Raw genomic sequence first — 17,213 nt, forward strand, 5'->3', positions numbered from 1 at the left:
GGATAATTACAGTTTTTGAACGTTTGCAGCTTGAGGGCCGCGAGCGCCTTCTACGATGTCGAATTCAACCGATTGGCCTTCTTCAAGCGTCTTGAAGCCTTCGGATTGGATTGCGGAGAAATGAACAAATACGTCGCCGCCTTGCTCTGTCTCGATGAAACCATAACCCTTCTCAGCGTTGAACCATTTAACTTTACCTTGCATTCAGAACATTCCCTTCATCTTCATATAGCTGCGAGATCACTTAAGCGTGGCCCACAAATCGAATATAACAGAAGCTTCACAAATTTGTCAATATGTTTTTGAAAGCGAATACATTCCTTTAAATAAAGGAAACTGAATGGCGTTCCCCTCTATATTCGTTCGTCCCGAGCCGATATATATCATTATGCGAATTTGCGAATTGCCGAGGTTGTACACGAAATGGAGCTGACGCTTGTCTATGCCAAACACGATTTCACTTGCCATGATCGTCAAAAATGAACAAAATTATTTGGACCGCTGTCTCAAAAGCGTCGCCGGCATGGTGGACGAGCTTGTCGTCGTGGATACCGGTTCGACCGATCGCACCAAAGAGATCGCATTATCGAACGGAGCGCTTGTCTTTGATTTTGAGTGGTGCGGCGACTTCTCCGCCGCGCGAAATTATGCCATTGAACATACGACCGGCGACTGGGTGCTCATACTCGATGCGGACGAGTATTTTACGGAGGACTGCGGGGCGCTTATGCGGGACTTCGTGCAGAACGGCAACCGGATCGGCCGGTTTAAAGTCATCAGCCGCTTCGACCAGGATGGGCAGATCCATTATTCCGAAGACGACAGCCCGCGCTTGTTCCCAAGGGACATTCGTTATGCAGGCATGATTCACGAGCAAGTCGATTCGTCGCTTCCGCGTCACGATATCAACGCTTCCTTCTACCACGACGGGTACTACATGACAGATAAATCCGAGCGGAATTTGGCGCTGCTTCATCGGGCGCTTGAGGTGAGTCCGAACGATCCCTACCTGCTCTATCAAATCGGTAAGCAGTACAGAGGCGCAGGCAACAATACGGAAGCGGAAGCATACCTGGCCCGCTGCTACCAACTGCTCTCCAAGCATAATGCGATCTACGTCATTAAAGCGAAGATTGAATGGATTGAAGTTCTGACTAACATCCATAAATACGAACAAGCTTTCAACATTGTCGAAAAGGAAGCCGGCCACTTACAAGACTCGCCTGACTTTCATTTCGCCGTCGCCGTGCTCTATCTTGAGTTCGCGCTAAACACCGGTTCGTTCCAGCAGGGCATTCTGGCACAGATTGAACACAGCTATCTGACTTGCCTGGAACTTGGACAGCGCGGGGCCAAGGAAATCGTTAACGGCTCGTCTACTTACCTGGCCGCTTACAATCTCGCTGTCTACTATGAAACGACGGGCAGCCTTGACCATGCGAAGCATTACTATCAATATGCATCCAGCCACGGGTACGAACCCGCAAAGCAGCGGTTACGGCAATTCGCCTAGCCGTTATCGGTCCGATTACCCATCCGATCGACAAATCCCGCTACTCTTGCGGGATTTCCTTTTACCAGGGCGTACGCGGGGACGTCCTTCGTTACGACTGCCCCTGCCGCAACCATCGCATACTCACCGATCGTAATGCCGCAAACGATGGTGGAGTTGGCGCCAAGCGAGGCGCCCCGCCGCACAATTGTTGCCGTTACGGACCAATTGTCGTTGAACGCTCTCGGGATCAGATCATTCGTGAAGCAAACATGGGGCCCGACAAACACATCGTCTTCAATGGTGACGCCGTTATACACGGACACTCCATTCTGCACTTTAACCCTCGAACCGATAAGGACGGACTGATCGATATATACGTCCTTGCCAATTATGCAATTGTCTCCGATTACAGCGCTCTCTCGCACCTGGCAATAGTTCCAAATCCGGGTCCCTTGACCTATCCGGGCCTTGACGTCCACCTCTGCGGTGGGGTGAATGTAGATTTGACTCATCGTCATCCAACCTTTCTCGATACATTATGGCCTGAAGCCGTTCAGCTTCTCGGCAATGTAGAGCACTTCCTCTTCCGGCAGCTGCGAGTGAACCGGGATGGAGATGACCTTAGTGCTTAATGCCTCCGCTACGGGCATCCGTTCAATGGACTGCCCGGCGTGCCGCATATACTCCATTACGCTGCGCTGCAGATGAATCGGTATCGGATAATAAATGCCGTATCCGATAGCATGCTTATTTAAATACGCTTCAAGTTTGTCTCGTTCGTCGGTTACGATTGTATATTGATGAAAGACATGGTTCGCACGAGCGGAAGCTTCCGGAAGCCGCAGCCATTCATTCGCAATGTTGGCATTATAATAAGCTGCATTCAACTTCCTTCTGTGGTTCATTTCCCTCACTTTGTCGGCCTGCACCAAACCGATCGCAGCAGCGATATTCGTTAGCCGATAGTTATAGCCGGTTATATCATGCACGTATCGCTCGGAAGAGCCATGGTTGATGAGCTTCTTGCAGCGTTCAATGTATGCGACGTCGGAAGAAACCAGCATACCGCCTTCTCCGGTCGTCATGTTCTTCGTCGGATAGAAACTGAATGTACCGCCGATTCCGAAGGTCCCCACCGGCCGGGCGTCGAATTCGGCTCCATGCGCCTGGGCACAATCCTCGATAACCGTGATGTTATGCTTGTTCGCGATGTTCATGATTTCATCCATGCGGCATGGATTGCCGAACAGATGCACGAGCAGCAAATATTTCGCATCCGGATATTTCGCGATGGATGCTTCCAGGTTCTCGGGAGAGAGGTTGAAGGAATACTCGTCAATATCCACGAAGCACGGGACCGCACCGCAATAAATAATCGCATTCGTCGTTGCAATAAATGAGAATGGCGTCGTCAGCACGCGATCTCCCGGTTGTACGCCAGCCGAGAGGAGCGCGATATGCAAGGCAGCCGTACCATTCGTGATCGCCGCCGTATGCGAGTGAGCAAACTCTGCGGCAAATTTCTTCTCGAACTCCGCAACCGTATCCCCCTGCGCCAGACTGCCTGTACGCATGACCGCCACTACAGCCTCAATCTCTCTTTCGTCTATACTCGGCCTTGCTATCGCGATTGTCATACGCTAGCTCCTCTGTATTTGTTTGTCAGCGACTAACGCTTGAATATGCTTCACGACTTCCAATGCATGCAGCCCTTCGTTGCCATCGACTTTCGGAGATTTACCGGTTCGTATCGCGTCCAGGAAGTCGGCGATTTCCATTTGAAGCGGCTCGTAGCTGGGAACGAGCACCTTCTCGATGACCTGCTCTTGCTTGTACTGCACTGCCGCCCCGCCGCGGATCGCTTCCATGGCGACCGAGGTACTGCGTGTAATATGCAGCTTCCTCTCCACGAGGTCGGCCTCAATCAGCTGATCCCGCATAATCAGCCTCCACTCCCTCACCTTCTGCTCGGTAGCCCGGCTCGTTGTAATATTAATTAGCACTCCGCTGCTGCTCGCCATCTGCGCAACGATAATATCGCTTGACGCCGAGTGCGCGCGAACGCCGTAAGCGGACTTGACCTCGATCGGCTCTTGAAGCAGATAACGGAGCAAATCGATATCATGGATCGTCAAATCCGCCACGACATCGGTATCGAAAATACGGGCATCGTACGGGCTCTCGCGGTGAATGTCGATAAACAGCGGTTTCCTGCCGGAAATAATCGTCTCCAGCTCCTGCATTACAGGATTGAACCGTTCGATATGGCCGACAGCCAGAACCGCCCGATTATGCCGCGCAAGCGCGATCAGCTCCCGCGCCTCATGCGCTTCGCTCGTGATCGGCTTCTCGATCAATACATGCTTGCCGTGCCGAAGAAATTGCTGCGCGATCGTAAAATGCGTGCTGGTCGGCGTCGCTATGCTCACGGCGTCCACGAGTGCCATAACTTGCTCCGCGTCCGAAAACCCCGGTATGCCATACTTCTCTTTCACTTGACGCAGCAAATTTGCATCGCGATCGACAACGCCGACGATTTCGACCTGGGGTTGAAACAAATAGTTTCGCAAATGATGAATGCCCATGTTCCCGATTCCGATAACCGCTACTTTGATGTTCAGATTAGCTCACTCCTCCGCGCGCACCCTGCATGCATATAAGAGATGCCCCGGCAATATCGCCGAGGCATACCCTTCGATTTACGCTCGCACTGGCTCTACCAAGCATGAAGCCCGCCGTCAACCACGATATTGTGCCCGGTCACATAGCTGGAAGCGTTGGAGGCCAGGTACAGCACCGCTCCTACCATCTCATCCGACTCGGCCATTCTGCCAAACGGAATCCGTGCGGAATAATTCCGTTTAAACGCCTCGTTCTGACCGCTTTCCACGCCGCCCGGCGTGATTGTATTGACGCGGATGCCCTGCTTGGCCCAATAAGCGGCCAAATATTTGGTTAAGGCGACAACGCCGCCTTTTGAAGCCGAATATACTGCCGGCGAAGCCATCGGCTTATCCAGGTAGCTGGATCCTTCGTAAATACGATGGTCCGGCGCCATGATGCCATAGATGGAAGCAGTTTGGATGATCGAGCCGCCGCTTCCTTGTTTGACCATCTGCTTGCCGACTTCTCTGGCAACCAGGAATACGCCGTCCATATTGACAGCCGTTACCTCACGCCACTGATCCAGCGTATATTCTTCGAACGGCGCCAAGTATTGCTCCCGGTCCAGCGGCTTATACCCGGCGTTATTGTGCAGGATATGGATGCCGCCCATGACGCTCGTGGCCCTCTCTACCATGCCAATGACATCGGACTCGGCAGCCACATTGCAGCCGACGCCGATCGCTTGAACGCCATAAGCCGCCGACAATTCGGCCGCAAATGTATTCGCGGCCGTCTCATCCAGGTCAACGACAACGACATTCGCTCCGAACTCCGCCAGTCCTCTGCACACCTTGCTCCCGATAATGCCAAGCGCGCCGGTGACCAGCGCCGTTTTGCCGTTCAGTTCAAATGAAGCTTTAAACGAGTATGTCATACTGCGGCTCCCTTCCGGCTTCCAAGAATCCATTCGACGATGCGCCAATCCAGCTCGCTGTCGATATCCACCGACCGATCCTCCGGCATTTCATACAGAATCGTGTCCGGCAGGAACAGCGGATAGTCGTTCAGCAGGAACTGCCGCTTCCAAATGTAGATCGATGCGTTCATATCGAAGCATTTCGGCGCGTCCTGTCTGCGAACGATCGGTTTATCCGACGACTTGGAGAGACGCACGAAGCCGTCCCCATCCATCTCTACCAAATTGAAATATGGTGAACGGCGAGCAGGCGCCCCTGTAATCAAGTTGGGCACGTCTCGCGTCTCGAGCAGGTTAACCGCGTTCACGATATCCTCGGTCGTACGCAGCGGAGACGTCGCGTCCAAGTCGACGATCACGGAGAACGTCTTGTTCGTCGCCGCTTCCGCATGCTGGACGCAATGCCGGATGGCCGGAAGCTTCGCCGCCGTATCCGATGCCATTTCGAGCGGACGCTCGACCAGAATATCCGCCCCCCATTTGGCGGCTGCTTCGAGAATCTCGGGCGAGTCGCTGCTCACTGCGATATGCTCGAACAGGCCCGATTCGCGTGCTTGCTCGATGCTGTACGCGATGAGCGGTTTGCCCAGCATCTCGCGAATGTTTTTATTTTTGACTCCTTTGGAACCGCCTCTGGCGCAAATGGAACAAAGCTTACTCATTATTAACCCACTCCCTGTTCTTGATGGATCGCTCGACCGCTTCGATGATCCGTAAGACGTCTTGTCCTTCCTGCAGCGAACAAAGGATGTCCCATTGTCGATGAAGTACGGCGGCGTGCTGCGCGACATACGTTTCGTCACGCTCCGTCGCCACCGGTTCCGAAGTGCCGTCCCTAGTGAAGAGTCCCTGCGAGAAATCGATCTTATACGTATGCCGATCCGTCACGGCCAGCAGTTCCCTGCGGCCCGGCCGATCCGTATAGTTGATCTGGAGCGTAACGAGCGGACAGCCTACCGTCTCCATCAGAATGCCGCATGTATCGTCGCTCGTAATTTCCAGCGAGCTGAAGCGTCCTCCCAATGCGGTTAAACGTCTCCACCCGCCGCAGAGCCAATTCAAGTAATCCAACTCGTGGCTTAAATCCCGTAGCACGCCGCCGCCTTCGTCCCGGCTTGACGAATAGCTCAAGCGATAATCCCTCTGCGGCCGCCAATCCGGCAAATACTGCCCGGCATAAGCGGTCACCGAGAGCAGCCGTTCGTGCTGAATCTCCGCGCGCAGCTTCTGCAGCAGCGGGTGAAAACGCAGATTATAAGCGACGACGATGCGCAGCCCGTGGTTATCCGGCAGCGGCTTCATTTCATGATACAAGGGCTTCTCGACCAGCACTGTGCCATGCCAGCCAGCCTTAATCAGCCGAAGCAGCGTGCCGTGATGCTCCGACGACTTATTGGCAATGACGATATAGGCCGGTTTCACCTGCGCCAGCGCCTCGTCCAGCTCCCGGTAGGCGACAGGGAAATCGATATCCCTGCCGCTGACGACGGCGGTGTCCGCCTGCATCGCCTGCAAGAGCCGCGCATGGCGCTGGCCGATCGAGCCGAATCCGATGACGAGCGCTTTCATCCGAATACCTCCATGTAATCGCCGTTGGCCCGGTCGAAATCGTCCTTGCGTCCGATATCGATCCAGTACTCCCGTATCGGAAATACCGATGTATTGCATTCGCGCTTAATCGCCTCTTCAAATAATGTCGGCATATCGTAGAACGTATCCTGCGGAATCAATTGAACGAGCTCCGGATCGATAACGTAGATCCCGCCGTTGACAAAAAATTTCTGCAGCGGCTTCTCTTCGATTCCCCGCAGTTTATGGCTCTCCACTTGGACGACGCCATACGGGATTTGGAACTCGTATTCCCGTACGCACATGGTCGCCTTGGACTTTGTCTCCACGTGGAAATCGACCAGCTGGCGAAAATTCACTTTGGTCAGCAAGTCGCCGTTCATGACAATTACCGGCAGACCGGCCGTTTCCGGAAGCAGACTCAGCGCGCCGGCCGTACCCAATCGCTTTCCCTCGTGCAGATAACGAATTTCCACGCCCCATTTCGAACCGTCGCCGAAGTAGTCGCGAATCATATCCGCTCTATAATTGACGGCGATGTAGAACCGATGAAACCCGCTCGAAATAAAGCTTTCGAGAATGACCTCCATGATCGGTTTGGTGCCGACCTTCAGCAGCGGCTTCGGGCAATCCTTCGTCAGCTCTCCGAGTCTCGCCCCGAGCCCTCCGGCCATCAGCACAACCCAGTTATCCCGGCTGTTTCGTTGATGCAATTGATCGATCAGCTCGAGCCGAACGATGCGCCCCTCCTCGTCCAGCACGGGGAATTGACGCAAATTCAAATATTGCATCACGCTCAGAATCATATCCCGGTCCATGTCCAGCCGGGCCGTTCTCGGCTCCCGATTCATCACTTGCGCTACGGGGGCGTCAAGACCGATGCCGCGCAGAATGCCCCTGCGAACGTCGCCGTCCGTCACGGTGCCCAGCAGGCGGCGTTCTTCATCCACGACAAGCGCGATCTGTACCGAGCCGCGGTCGATAATCTGAAGAGCTTCCAATATTGTCGCGAGCGGAGAAACAAAGATGTTTTCAATAGCTATCATCGCGAGCTCCCCTGTAAAAAGTTTTGTGCATCCCTTGATAGTCGGCCAGACACGCTTTCATCCGCTGCACGATTTGCACGGCCGTTCCGTCCGAATCGTACGGATTTGCCGCGCTTCTCACCAGTTCCTTGTACGCTTCCGAGCCGACTCGGTCCAGCGCGGCTACGATCTCGTCTTTGTCCGGGCTGCAGTGAATGACCGTATCGGCGCAGATCCGTCCGCGCTGGCGGTTGCCGATGTTGATCGACCCCACTTGGAGGCTCGGCACTTCCACAACCCCGCTGGAAGAGTTCCCCACCATCGCGACGCAGTACGATACCAGGCTCAGAAAGCGGACATAGCCGAGGGAGGCAAAAGCGCAGCTGCGGTGCGCATTATCGGCGATGAAAGCATCGATCATCCGATTAATGCTCGCACTGCCGCTATCGGCATTCGGCCGCGTAAACACGATTTGATAGCCTGGACGCTCGTTCAACGCTGCAAGCAGCTCGCCGAACTGCCGCTCCGAATCGTTCTCCAGCGTCGTCGGATGAAAGGTCACCTGCAATAGCCGATCCCCGATCGCGATGCCCAGATCCTGCTCAAGCTGTGCTTTCGTCCATCGCTTCAGCCGTTTAATGTTCGCAATGCCCAAGTCACCGACGTTGAACACCCGCCGAGGCGATTCTCCCAACTGAATGACGCGGTCGCGATAGGCTTCGGTAGACGTGAAATGCAAATAGGAGAGCTTCGAAACCGCATGCCGAATGTACTCGTCATACGCCCCTTCGGAAACTTCGCCCCCGGAGATATGCGCAATCGGTATTCTCAGGACGACGCAGGCCCCAGCAATGGGCAGCAGCTCGTACCTGTCGCCCAGCAGAACGACCATATCCGGCGCCAATTCGACAATCGCTTGTCCGATCCCGGAGCTGGCCGCGGCCATCGTCGTTAGCACCTGCGCATCCTCGCCGCCTTGATAAATGGGAATCTTACGAGTGATCGGCACCCCGTCGTCCTCGATTTCCTTATAGGTGAGGCCGAACTCCGGCTCCAGATGCGTCCCGGTTGCGATCAGCTGCAGTTCGCATTCGGGATCGTCCTGAATCTGCTTGATCACCGAGCTCAGCAGTCCGTATTCCGCTCTGGTAGCCGTAATGACGCATAGCTTATACCGTCTGGTCATAGTTCAATGAGCTCGTCTTCTTCGAAGTCCCGCTTCGCCGTACGGCCCAGCACCTCGTACCACTTCATCGGAGAAATGCCCGTGCCCGGCCGCTTCGTCGTCATATTTTCGGGCGTGAATGGTTCGCCGTATAAAATACGCTTCGACGCCACGATGCTTTTGCGCGCGACCGCGATATTCTCTCGCTCCGATGCCGTCACATGCTTGGCATCGCTTCCCAGCGCCAGCTCGATATTCCGGATCGCCTGCACCATGCTGCAGAGCTCCGCAGGCTCCAGGCTTGCTTTGTGGTCGGGGCCTTCCATGTCCCGGCTTAACGTAAAATGCTTCTCGATGATTTCGGCCCCCATCGCCACCGCGGCAATCGGCACCTCGATGCCGAGCGAATGGTCGGAGAGGCCGGTCTGTACGCCGAAGCGCTCTTGAATCGTCCGCATCGCCCGCAGGTTCACATCCTGCATCGGCGTCGGGTATTGCGTGTTGCAATGAAGTACCGACAGATTGCGGTTGCCCTTGCTGCCCAAGATGCGAATCGCATCCTCGATTTCTTCCATCTCGCACATGCCCGTCGAGAGAATGACGGGACAAGCATGCTCCGCGATGACTTCCAGGAACGGCAAATTCGTAATTTCGCCGGACGGGACTTTGACCATATCGACACCGATGGAGTAGAGAAACTTCGCGCTCTCGATATCGAACGGCGTCGACATGAAGCCGATGCCCTTCTGCTCGCAATACCGCTTGAGCAGGACGAAATTCGCGAACGGAAACTCCAGCTTCTTCTCCATTTCCAACATCGACTCGTCTTCGCCGGTCGTTTCTTTCTGATAGTCGGCCTTAGGCGCGTGCTTGGAGATGACATTCTCGCTCTTCCACGTCTGGAATTTCACGTAATCCGCGCCGGCCTCCGCCGCAACGTCAATCAGCCGATACGCCAAATCCATGTCGCCGTTATGATTGACGCCGGCCTCCGCAATAATCAATACTTGTTTCATGCTGTCGCAGCCCCTCTTAATTAAGCTCGATATTGAATCATATGTTGGTTGGCCGGATTGAAATGGACATCCGATGCTGCGCGAATGTTCAGCAGTTTCGAATAGCCGTCTTCACAGAAAATCGTTCGCCCGATATAGAAATCGGCCAAGCCCTGCTTATTGAACGACCTCTTGAAAGCGAACAGGCTGTCTTCGGCCGCTACGCCGCCGCCGAGATGAAACGCTTGAAAGCCGTTATCGGCCCCCCAGCAAGCAGCCGTATATAGAAGCAGATTGTTAGGCGCCAAGTGCATATATTCTCTTCGGGAAGCCGACAGATGATAATGCATTTTATCCGCGCTGTGCATGATGATGGCGGAGCTTGCAATCTCATCCCCGAGCCATGCGCTGAACAGCGAGCAGTTCCCTTCCAGACTCGCGAATGTATCCGCGAAGAACGCTGCATTGAAGTAATAGTAGTCCGATGCCCGATTCCGGTCCATAGTCCCCCGGTACAGCTCCACGAAGACGGCCTTCGCGGCGTCGCTGTTGTCGATCTTGATCTGGATCCCGTTCTTTTCTGCCTTTCTTATCATATTTCGGTTTTTTGCGTCCAAATTTGAAGCAATCACCTGACGATCCGACGTATCGATTACGACGGTGTGCTTCAATCTGCGCAAATCGCAATACGATTCGAACAAAGACTGGTTTTGCAGCAGCGGGTGAAACCGGATAAACTGGGAAACGACCCGCTGCTCCCGGCAGTAACGGATTAGCTGCCGGAAGAAATCGGCGACCTCGCGAAGATCCTGCCCCTCCGTCAACGGGCCCCCATAGCCGTACGGCGTCGACCAATCGAAATATTCGCCCCGTTGCACGTGACCGTCGAATTCGGCCGTATCCGCAATATCGCTCTGCTGCACGACGTAGCACAGCCGCATGTCGTCTCCTTGGTAATATAACAAAAGCGGCTCACCGTCGTTCGTATGACGGAAAGCCGAAACGTATTCGTTCAGATAGTAAGTGTCGTATGCCGCGAACGATTTCACGATGCAATTCCACTTCGTTCGCTCTTCAAAGCCAATACATTCGAGATGCCCCATAATCGGTCTCCCTGACGTTTATTTCTCGCTTTCTACCATGAAAAAGCCGACCTGCACCGTACCGCCGCGATCCGACCGGTCAAGCGAATCAATCTTCAGCCCTTTAAATCCCGCTTCCGTCCACAGCTCCACCAGCTCAACCCGATCAAAGAAGTGCGCGGTGCCGCGATGTGCCAACGCACCTTCCGTGATCTCCCTGTAGGTATGCTCTTCCAGCTTCTCCCCCGTACCGTATCCCGTCATTCCGACCTTGAACAGCCCCGTCGAGAACAGCTTGCCGCCGGGCTTCAGAACCCGGTAGCATTCCTTCAGAATGGCGCGGATCGCATCCGTCGTATTCGCATAAATCATGGCCGAGTCGACAACTCCGTCAAAATAATCGCTCGGAAAAGGGATATCCGCCGCGTCGCCTACGCGCAAATCGGCAGCAAGCCCTTCATGTCCCAGCCTGTCGCTCGCTTTGCCGATTGCGATTCGGGAGCCGTCGAAGCCGCTGACGGCAAATCCTTCGCGTGCCATGTACCAGGTGACGGCGCCTGTACCGCATCCGGCGTCGAGCAGCTTGACCGAAGGGCGATCCAAGCGATAGAAATTACGGGCGACGAACCGCACGACTTCCTCGGTCGGATATTTCCCCCACTCCATCTCGCTATGGATCTGCTCCCACATATTATCGAACGCCTTCATCTTCATCAATGTCACTCCCTGCTCTCTTCATATTCATTAACGATCTTCGCTATATAATTCATATCGGCATGCGTGTAGCGCTGATCAATAGGAATCGAAATAACATGCTCCGAAATTTCGCGGACCGCGCTCCATGCAAGCAGCCGCCGATCCGTAATCGGCCAATGCACCGGACAATAGATGCGGTTGCGGTTCAAATAGCCGCGAAACGCATTCCGATCGACGACATAGAGCGGATAGAAGAACGGGCATTCCCCCTCCCCGTACATGCCGATCGCCGGCCGCACGAACCGGTTGTTCAAGCGCTCCGCCAGATAAGCCGCGTTGCCGCTGCGTATGCCGGCGGCGTTGCCGGCATGAAACGTGTCCAGTACCTGCCTGGAGAACGTTGAGATCGCCCCAACTTCAAGCTCTTGATCGATTCGATGTTCGGCGCCGACGAACAATTGACGGTAGAGCTCGTTCTCCTCGCTCAGGCCGTCCAGGTACAGTCCCTTCAGAAACATCCCCGCCGCCCTGGCATTGGCGAAAGAAGGCTCTGCTGCCGCCGGCTCGTCAGAGAGCTCGTTGTCCAAGCTGTACGCGACTCCGCCGTCCGGCAGGGCGAACCATTTGCGCAAGCTGGCGACGCAGTAATCGCCGACCGTATGCAAGCTCGTGAGCAGACTGTGCGTGGTATCCTCGACAATGGCTACGGCACCTGCCGAGCATAATTCGCGGAGCTGCTGCAGATCATCCGTACTCTGAAGCGTCCCATAGTAATGCATCAGCAAAAAAACATCGGCCTCGCCGGAGAGCAGCTGCATTATCTCGTCCATGTCCATCGTGAAGTCTGTACGGATGGTGTAGAACATGACCGCATAATTCTCTCGCTCGAACGCGTCGATGACCGATTGGCATATGTATGACGGGAGCAGCGCCCGCTTGCCCTTGATTTGCCGCAGGACGCTGCGAATGGCGCTTCTCCCGTTCTTATAGAATGCGGTGCGGTACGGCTGCAACCTGTCTATGAGCGTATCCGCTTGGGGCGCAAGGAGCGCGGCATCCAGCGCAAACTCGCTGCCGATCTCATACCTGTCCTCTCTCATCGCTATCCCTCTTTCAAGACGGCAGGTCCGCTAGGCAGGTTAATAAGCTGCTTATGCAGCTTCTCGGTAACGGGCAGCAACATGCGCGGGCAATCCCGATACATCGGGAGCTCGTGCAGCGGCGTCCACACCGGTCTTGCCAGGAAGCCCGCTTCGTTCGTCAAGCGCAGTATTTCATCTCTGACCGCCTCGTCGGCCTGCTCGATTATGATCGCGTTCAACCAATAATTGCTGGTCGCATACGCCGGCTCTTCGAGAAATTTCAAACCCGGCAGCTTCTGGAAGCGGTCTCTGTACCTGTTCGCCAGCTGACGCTTCCGGATCAGAAATTCCGGAACCCGCTCCAGCTGCGCGCAGCCGAGCGCGGCGTTCAAGTTCGGCATACGGTAATTGTATCCGACGGCATCATGGTCGAAGGCCCACTTATGCGGCAGCTTGGCCGTTGTCGTCAAATGCTTCGCCTTCGCCGCCAGTGCTGAATTTTGCGTCAGAATCGCGCCGCCGCCGCCTGTAGTCATGATCTTGTTGCCGTTGAAGCTGACGATGCCGAACTGACCGATCGTCCCCGTCGGAGTGCCCTTGTACAGCGATCCAAGCGATTCTGCGGCATCCTCGATCATGATGAGATTGAATCGCTCCGCGACCTCCACCAGTTTATCCAACTCTACGGGATGGCCGAACGTATGCATCGGGACGACGGCGCGAATCCGCTTGCCCGTTAATCGGTTATAGGTCCCGCCGTCGCTTCTGCGCTCGCCGATTTCGCTCAAGTACGCGTCCAATCGAGCTGCATCCAGTCCCAGATTAGCAGCGGACACCTCGACGAAATGCGGGATTGCATGACAGTGTGCGATCGCATTGGCGGTCGCCACGAAGGTAAGCGACGGAACGAGTATCTCCTCGTCCGGCTGCACGCCGGCTAACAGCAGCGCGATGTGGAGCGCGGCGGTGCCGTTCACGACGGCGACCGCATGCTTGGATCCCGTAAAGGATGCGAGTTCTCCCTCCAACCGGTCCACGAAGCGCCCGGCCGACGAGACCCAGCCGGTATCCAGGCACTCCTTCACGTACAGCCATTCGTTGCCGGCGAACTCCGGCTCATGCAGCGGGAGAACGGCTCCCGTATTACCCGACAGCTCCCGTATGACGTCCACGACTGCTTGTCCTAATGAGCGAGCTTCTTCCATGATGAGAACGACTCCTTCCGTGCTTGCCCGAATCAGATGGTATAGCCTGTTTTGTACCGCTTTATATTCGATGGCTCCGTAAACCATTCGATCGTCTTCCGCAGCCCGGCTTCCAGCCCGGCTTTGCCGGCATAGTCCGGCTTCCAGCCGATCAGCGTTTCCGCTTTCCGGTTGTCCGCCCACAGCCGTTCCACTTCGCTCTTCTCCGGACGAATCCGCTGCGCATCCATATCGAGCGCCGCGTTCGAATGCATTAGCCTGGCAATCGTATGCGCGGTTTCCCCGATCGATATTTCGTAGTTGCTTCCGATATTGATCTCTTCGCCGATGCTTCGTTCCGACTCCAGAAAGGCGATAAAGCCCCGAACCGTATCCTCGACGTAGTTGAAATCCCTTGTCGGTTGGACGGCGCCCAATTGTATCGAGTCGTTGCCCTGCGCCAGTTGCGTAATGATCGTCGGAATAACGGCGCGCGCGGATTGACGGGGGCCGTAGGTATTAAACGGCCGAATGACCCCGACCGGCAGCCCGAATGAACGATAGAAGGAGAGCGCCAATTGATCGGCCCCGATCTTGGACGCGGAGTACGGGGACTGGCCTTGCAGTGGATGCTTCTCGTCTATCGGTACGTACAGTGCCGTGCCATACACCTCGCTCGTCGATGTATGCACCACTTTGCCGACCTCCAGCTGCCTTGCAGCCTGCAGGACATTCAGCGTTCCTTTCATATTCGTGTCGATGTACGTGTCCGGCGAATGATAGGAATACGGAATCGCGATCAAAGCCGCCAGATGAAGCACGGCATCGCAGCCTTTCATTGCAGCCGCAACGCCGTAGGGATCTCTAATATCCCCGGCGAATACTTCGAAATGCCCGCGGACGTCTTCTGGGGCCTCATCCAGCCAGCCCCAGGAGTTGAACGAGTTGTACAGGACAAACGCGCGTACGTCGTAGCCTTGGCGAACGAGCGCTTCCGTTAAGTGAGAGCCGATGAACCCGTCGGCCCCGGTGACTAGTATTTTCCCAAATGGTTTCATAGAACCCCCTGCTCACATGCTTATGTAGTCGAAAACAGCTGTTTCTCCTTATTCACTCTATGAATAGCTTCTTCAATGATTCTCTGAAGCGCCGGCGTGCCGGCAAGCAGCGTTTGAATCAGCGGGCGAACAACATCGCGAGTCAGCTCCGCTCTCTTGATTAAGCTGCTCTCCTGCACCGCATCGGGCAAATCGCGTTCCATATGGATAATCTCGTTGCGGAATACCTTCACATACAACGCTTGGAATGGAAGGCTGTGAACGATCGCATGCCACTCCTGGTTCACATCCATCATCAGCTTGCCGCATTTGTTCGGATTCGTTCTGCTCAGCGCCGCAAGGTCGGCCAATATTTTGTCCAGCTTCCTCAGCCTCTGCTCGTTCGCCAACAGCTGCTCGTATAGCTGATCCAGACGACCGCTGATCTCCGCCGAGCGCCCCTCGTCATACCGCGGCAAGGCAGACACTCTATTGCTGACGGAGTTCCCTTCCAGCATCGTGCCTCTGACCCGTTCAAGTACACTGCTGAGCGGCTCCCATACCGTATCCTTAATCTTGGCGCCCCATTGCGATGTGTTCGTAAACCGCACATTCGGGTATTTGGCAATGATGCGTTCAACGCCTTCCAATACCGCCATCATCGAGTCATTGGTCGGATTCATTGCCCCCTGAACGTTCTCAATGCGCATTGCAGCCTGTTCAACGGTGGAATCCAGGATCTGCTTCGAGAAGTGTTTCGCTCCCGGCGCATAGACGCTTGCTCCGGGGAAGGAGAAATCCTGTCCGGTAAATACGATTTCTTGGCAGCCCATATAGATTGCAGCCTGAATCGCCGTACCCGTTACGGATTCCGTTGCATCGAAAACAGGCTCTTCATCTCCCGACTGCAATAAATTTAACGTGACCGTATCGCTCTTTAACGAGACATGGATCATATTGGCGACGCGGCTCTCCATAATCCGATGATGCACCATCGGACTGAACAACAACGGAATATCGGCCGTGTTCACATGTTTGAATGCATTGTAATTGTCATCCGTACCGTCCATTGCCACGATCATATGAGGGGGGACGCCGAAATGCAGCAGCGACTGAATGGTCGAGCCCGCCGCAAAAATAACCGCATGCTCCTTCAGTTTCCTCAATGTTTCGATGTCGGCTTCAAGGGAAGGACCCGCCCCTGCTATTACGGCGATATGTTCTTTCATTGTGCCGCTCAACTCATGTATCGAAGGGGAATGCAGACACTTCACGACGTTAAACAGCTCATTCTCGACCCACTGCCAGCCGTACCGGTCGCACATGACATTCAAGCTGTCGAAGCTCTTGATGGCGTTCTTCATTTCCGTGAAAAACTCGGCTTGCTCCGCTGCGCGGATGCGATTATAGACCGGCAAAGCGAGTGTCGCGGGCTCTTCCTTCAAGTACTTGAGATACCGGTGGAATAATTGACTTCGGTCCAACCTGGAGCCGCCTACCCTTATCTCCTTAACCTGCATGTTAGCCAGCACCGACTGGAAATCCACTACCGACATCGCCGACTGGAATACCTGCTCATCCGGCTCGTAGATATACATCCAATGCTCCGGATACGCATCCGCATAAGCCCGCACATGATAACCGAACCCGAATCCGAACACCATGCAATGCGACTTGCTTCCGCTCCTGTCGCCAAGCGATTCTACCCAGCACTGGGCTTCGTGAGCGGGATCATATTGACTGTACAGGCAGGCGGACGCATGCTCGATATATAAATTCGGCTGGCCGTTCTTCGCATATCCCAGCTGATACTGCACTTCCTCTCTTGGCCGACCGCTAAATTGCAGGTATAGCTGAGGATAATGTGCTTTGAAATAGGTCAGATTGCTCACGTAACGATGCTCCAGGACTGCCGTCGGTTCTCCTACATACGCAGCCAGCTGTTCAATTGACGCGATTAATTCATACTTCATTCGGTCGCTTGCCCCGACGTAGTCCTCGTTATCCATACATTGATTCATCGCCTGGAATTGCTCGCTCAGTGCCACCGTCGTTCTCGCCAGCACTTCCTTAAGGGCATAGAAGCCGATCGAGTGCTCCATGTCAGCTTGAATGGCATTCAACGTCCGGTAGAGATCGTCGATTCCTTCCACAATGTCGCCAAACTGCTGCCAGGTTTGATCCGTTAGCTGTTGGTACAGCAGCTTCGCCATCGATTCGCATGCAGCGGTCAATCGGGGTAGAAACACTCTTATATCATCCAAAATGGGATTAATGGCCGTCATTGGCTGCTCCATACG

The 17,213-nt window shown here is 54.8% G+C and carries 17 protein-coding genes and 1 pseudogene; 1 reads left to right on the top strand and 17 read right to left on the bottom strand.

The genetic code is table 11. From position 1 onward, the window contains the following. Positions 1-6: 6 nt before the first annotated feature. Positions 7-204, bottom strand: coding sequence for a cold-shock protein (locus GXP70_RS28100; protein ID WP_161745713.1), 198 nt, complete (start codon positions 202-204; stop codon positions 7-9). Between the two features lie 238 nt (positions 205-442). On the opposite strand from GXP70_RS28100, the gene GXP70_RS28105 reads away from it, so the two are divergent. Next, positions 443-1,513 (top strand): glycosyltransferase family 2 protein, encoded by a 1,071-nt coding sequence (locus GXP70_RS28105; RefSeq protein WP_225442585.1) that lies wholly within the window; start codon positions 443-445, stop codon positions 1,511-1,513. On the opposite strand, the gene GXP70_RS30140 is transcribed toward GXP70_RS28105, so the two are convergent. The 16 genes and pseudogenes from GXP70_RS30140 to GXP70_RS28180 all read right to left on the bottom strand — a co-directional run bounded on the left by GXP70_RS30140 (position 1,510) and on the right by GXP70_RS28180 (position 17,210). After that, positions 1,510-1,830, bottom strand: coding sequence for an acyltransferase (locus GXP70_RS30140; protein ID WP_263864148.1), 321 nt, complete (start codon positions 1,828-1,830; stop codon positions 1,510-1,512). The genes GXP70_RS28105 and GXP70_RS30140 overlap by 4 nt on opposite strands. Positions 1,831-1,848: 18 nt before the next feature. Beyond that, a pseudogene (locus tag GXP70_RS30145) lies at positions 1,849-2,013 on the bottom strand (N-acetyltransferase); the annotation flags it as partial. A gap of 18 nt (positions 2,014-2,031) precedes the next feature. Beyond that, positions 2,032-3,132 (bottom strand): DegT/DnrJ/EryC1/StrS family aminotransferase, encoded by a 1,101-nt coding sequence (locus GXP70_RS28115; RefSeq protein WP_162359952.1) that lies wholly within the window; start codon positions 3,130-3,132, stop codon positions 2,032-2,034. A gap of 3 nt (positions 3,133-3,135) precedes the next feature. After that, entirely contained in the window at positions 3,136-4,080 is a 945-nt protein-coding gene (locus GXP70_RS28120) for a Gfo/Idh/MocA family protein (protein WP_162359954.1), read from the bottom strand. A gap of 131 nt (positions 4,081-4,211) precedes the next feature. Then, entirely contained in the window at positions 4,212-5,036 is an 825-nt protein-coding gene (locus tag GXP70_RS28125) for an SDR family oxidoreductase (protein WP_162359956.1), read from the bottom strand. Continuing rightward, the gene (locus tag GXP70_RS28130; protein ID WP_225442586.1) at positions 5,033-5,740 is read right to left on the bottom strand and encodes an acylneuraminate cytidylyltransferase family protein; all 708 of its coding nucleotides are present in this window, start codon (positions 5,738-5,740) and stop codon (positions 5,033-5,035) included. Before GXP70_RS28130 ends, GXP70_RS28125 begins: the two co-directional genes overlap by 4 nt. Further along, positions 5,733-6,647 (bottom strand): Gfo/Idh/MocA family protein, encoded by a 915-nt coding sequence (locus GXP70_RS28135; protein WP_162359958.1) that lies wholly within the window; start codon positions 6,645-6,647, stop codon positions 5,733-5,735. The genes GXP70_RS28130 and GXP70_RS28135 overlap by 8 nt, the downstream gene beginning before the upstream one ends. Beyond that, a complete protein-coding gene (locus GXP70_RS28140) occupies positions 6,644-7,693 on the bottom strand; it encodes a nucleotidyltransferase family protein (protein WP_162359966.1) in 1,050 nt (349 codons plus the stop codon). Before GXP70_RS28140 ends, GXP70_RS28135 begins: the two co-directional genes overlap by 4 nt. Then, positions 7,680-8,858, bottom strand: coding sequence for a UDP-N-acetylglucosamine 2-epimerase (gene neuC, locus GXP70_RS28145; protein WP_162359968.1), 1,179 nt, complete (start codon positions 8,856-8,858; stop codon positions 7,680-7,682). Before neuC ends, GXP70_RS28140 begins: the two co-directional genes overlap by 14 nt. Next, the gene (gene neuB / locus GXP70_RS28150; RefSeq protein WP_162359970.1) at positions 8,855-9,853 is read right to left on the bottom strand and encodes an N-acetylneuraminate synthase; all 999 of its coding nucleotides are present in this window, start codon (positions 9,851-9,853) and stop codon (positions 8,855-8,857) included. Before neuB ends, neuC begins: the two co-directional genes overlap by 4 nt. Before the next feature lie 20 nt (positions 9,854-9,873). Next, positions 9,874-10,935, bottom strand: coding sequence for a lipid II:glycine glycyltransferase FemX (locus GXP70_RS28155; RefSeq protein WP_162359971.1), 1,062 nt, complete (start codon positions 10,933-10,935; stop codon positions 9,874-9,876). A gap of 18 nt (positions 10,936-10,953) precedes the next feature. After that, the gene (locus GXP70_RS28160) at positions 10,954-11,628 is read right to left on the bottom strand and encodes a class I SAM-dependent methyltransferase (RefSeq protein ID WP_225442913.1); all 675 of its coding nucleotides are present in this window, start codon (positions 11,626-11,628) and stop codon (positions 10,954-10,956) included. A 5-nt stretch (positions 11,629-11,633) separates the two neighbouring features. Continuing rightward, a complete protein-coding gene (locus GXP70_RS28165; protein WP_162359975.1) occupies positions 11,634-12,710 on the bottom strand; it encodes a DegT/DnrJ/EryC1/StrS family aminotransferase in 1,077 nt (358 codons plus the stop codon). Between the two features lie 2 nt (positions 12,711-12,712). Further along, positions 12,713-13,897, bottom strand: a complete 1,185-nt coding sequence (locus GXP70_RS28170; RefSeq protein WP_162359976.1) for a LegC family aminotransferase — start codon at positions 13,895-13,897, stop codon at positions 12,713-12,715. A 32-nt stretch (positions 13,898-13,929) separates the two neighbouring features. Continuing rightward, positions 13,930-14,934, bottom strand: a complete 1,005-nt coding sequence (locus GXP70_RS28175; protein WP_162359978.1) for an NAD-dependent 4,6-dehydratase LegB — start codon at positions 14,932-14,934, stop codon at positions 13,930-13,932. 20 nt (positions 14,935-14,954) lie between these two features. Next, entirely contained in the window at positions 14,955-17,210 is a 2,256-nt protein-coding gene (locus tag GXP70_RS28180; protein WP_162359980.1) for a motility associated factor glycosyltransferase family protein, read from the bottom strand. Positions 17,211-17,213 lie beyond the last annotated feature (3 nt).

The organism is Paenibacillus lycopersici, from assembly GCF_010119935.1.
GTDB lineage: Bacteria > Bacillota > Bacilli > Paenibacillales > Paenibacillaceae > Paenibacillus_Z > Paenibacillus_Z lycopersici.

Coding starts and splice junctions, on each gene's coding strand:
- GXP70_RS28170 (WP_162359976.1), bottom strand. CDS start 13,897: ATGGAAGAAGCTCGCTCATTAGGACAAGCAGTCGTGGACGTCATACGG.
- GXP70_RS28140 (WP_162359966.1), bottom strand. CDS start 7,693: ATGATAGCTATTGAAAACATCTTTGTTTCTCCGCTCGCGACAATATTG.
- GXP70_RS28135 (WP_162359958.1), bottom strand. CDS start 6,647: ATGAAAGCGCTCGTCATCGGATTCGGCTCGATCGGCCAGCGCCATGCG.
- GXP70_RS28130 (WP_225442586.1), bottom strand. CDS start 5,740: ATGAGTAAGCTTTGTTCCATTTGCGCCAGAGGCGGTTCCAAAGGAGTC.
- neuB (WP_162359970.1), bottom strand. CDS start 9,853: ATGAAACAAGTATTGATTATTGCGGAGGCCGGCGTCAATCATAACGGC.
- GXP70_RS28115 (WP_162359952.1), bottom strand. CDS start 3,132: ATGACAATCGCGATAGCAAGGCCGAGTATAGACGAAAGAGAGATTGAG.
- neuC (WP_162359968.1), bottom strand. CDS start 8,858: ATGACCAGACGGTATAAGCTATGCGTCATTACGGCTACCAGAGCGGAA.
- GXP70_RS28105 (WP_225442585.1), top strand. CDS start 443: ATGCCAAACACGATTTCACTTGCCATGATCGTCAAAAATGAACAAAAT.
- GXP70_RS28155 (WP_162359971.1), bottom strand. CDS start 10,935: ATGGGGCATCTCGAATGTATTGGCTTTGAAGAGCGAACGAAGTGGAAT.
- GXP70_RS28100 (WP_161745713.1), bottom strand. CDS start 204: ATGCAAGGTAAAGTTAAATGGTTCAACGCTGAGAAGGGTTATGGTTTC.
- GXP70_RS28165 (WP_162359975.1), bottom strand. CDS start 12,710: ATGAGAGAGGACAGGTATGAGATCGGCAGCGAGTTTGCGCTGGATGCC.
- GXP70_RS28125 (WP_162359956.1), bottom strand. CDS start 5,036: ATGACATACTCGTTTAAAGCTTCATTTGAACTGAACGGCAAAACGGCG.
- GXP70_RS28120 (WP_162359954.1), bottom strand. CDS start 4,080: ATGGGCATTCATCATTTGCGAAACTATTTGTTTCAACCCCAGGTCGAA.
- GXP70_RS28175 (WP_162359978.1), bottom strand. CDS start 14,934: ATGAAACCATTTGGGAAAATACTAGTCACCGGGGCCGACGGGTTCATC.
- GXP70_RS28180 (WP_162359980.1), bottom strand. CDS start 17,210: ATGGAGCAGCCAATGACGGCCATTAATCCCATTTTGGATGATATAAGA.
- GXP70_RS28160 (WP_225442913.1), bottom strand. CDS start 11,628: ATGAAGATGAAGGCGTTCGATAATATGTGGGAGCAGATCCATAGCGAG.